The following is a 1,590-nucleotide window of genomic DNA, read 5'->3' as shown; positions in this document are numbered from 1 at the left end:
CTAGCTACTAAGACCTGAAAAAATCGGCGCGTTGATCCGACGTCGCATCCTGCTGAGCAGGGAAGATGGCCTCGAACCCTTGGGAAGAAGGGATCGAGGCCATCGTGTTCAGAACTGTAAATGATCAGCCGACGTTGTGGGATGCGATATTGCCGCCGGAGCTGCTTGTGTTGCCCGCCGAGTTGGCCCGGGTGGATGCGCTGCTTGATGATGCGGTGTTCTTTGCGCCGTTCGCGGCGTATTTCGATGCTCGGATCGGTCGCCCGTCGATCCCGATGGAGACCTATCTGCGGTTGATGTTTTTGAAGTTCCGCTACCGGCTGGGCTATGAGCCGCTGTGTCGTGAAGTGGCCGATTCGATTTCCTGGCAGCGTTTTTGCCGCATCCCGTTGGGCATGCGGGTGCCGCATCCGACCACGTTAATGAAGATCACCAGTCGGTGCGGGGAGGCTGCGGTGGCCGGGCTCAACGAGGCGCTTTTGCTCAAGGCGGGGGCCGGCAAGCTGTTGCGCACCGATCGGGTGCGCGCTGACACGACGGTGGTGTGCGCTGATGTTGGGTATCCGACCGATTCGGGTCTGCTGGCTAAAGGTATTGGCGCCATAACGCGTACGGTGACGCGGATCAAAGCCGCTGGCGGGGCTACTCGCACCCGGGTGCGTGATCGGCGACGTTCGGCGGGTCGGCGCGCACGCTCTATTGCCTCCAAGCTGCGGCTGCGTGGCGCCCAGCAGGGCGATGACGCCCAGAACGCAGTGCGCCGCATTACCGGGGAACTGGCTGACATCGCTGAAGCTGCGATCCGCGAGACTGACGTGGTGCTGCGTAATGCTCGCCGCGCCCTGCGCAGCGCCACGGGGATGCGCAGAGGCCAACTGGCTCAGGCGATCAACCACCTAGCCACGGTAGTGGGCCGCACCCGACAGGTGATGACCCAGACCCGCAGTCGGCTGGCCGGGGTGATGCCCGAATCAGCGCACCGGGTGGTCAGCCTGCATGATGCCGACGCGCGACCCATCCGCAAGGGACGGCTGGGCAAGCCGGTGGAGTTCGGTTACAAAGCTCAAATCGTCGACAACGCCGACGGCGTCATCCTCGACCACACCGTCGAAATCGGAAACCCTGCCGACGCACCGCAATTGGCGCCGGCGATCGAGCGGATCACCCGCCGCGTTGGCCGCCCACCACGAGCGGTGACCGCTGACCGCGGCTACGGCTATGCCTCAGTCGAACATGACCTCCACGAACTTGGCGTACGCAACGTCGCGATCCCACGTGCAGCCAAACCCGGCGCGGCCCGCCGCGAGTTTGAGCACCGGCGCGCCTTCCGCGACAAGATCAAATGGCGAACCGGATCCGAAGGACGGATCAACAACCTCAAGCGAAGCTACGGCTGGAACCGGACCGAACTGACCGGCATCGCGGGCGCCCGGACCTGGTGTGGACACGGGGTCTTCGCCCACAACCTGGTCAAGATCAGCACCCTGGCCGCATGAAATCGACACCACAGCCAACCGAGCATCCCGAAATCAGGACGTGACCAACCACCACTACCCCGGCAAACCGTTTTTCAGGTCTTAGTAGCTAGGC

Annotated in this window: 1 protein-coding gene; it reads left to right on the top strand. The window is 63.5% G+C overall.

Annotated features, from left to right (window positions below; translation table 11 throughout):
• The first annotated feature begins 104 nt into the window (after positions 1–104).
• Entirely contained in the window at positions 105–1,496 is a 1,392-nt protein-coding gene (locus tag AC5Y2S_RS28900; RefSeq protein ID WP_499960046.1) for an ISNCY family transposase, read from the top strand.
• Positions 1,497–1,590: the final 94 nt, after the last annotated feature.

This window comes from Mycobacterium sp. NGS69 (genome assembly GCF_059812165.1).
The sequence above is the reverse complement of the archived record's forward strand: the minus strand, read 5'-3'. Positions and strand labels throughout refer to the sequence as shown.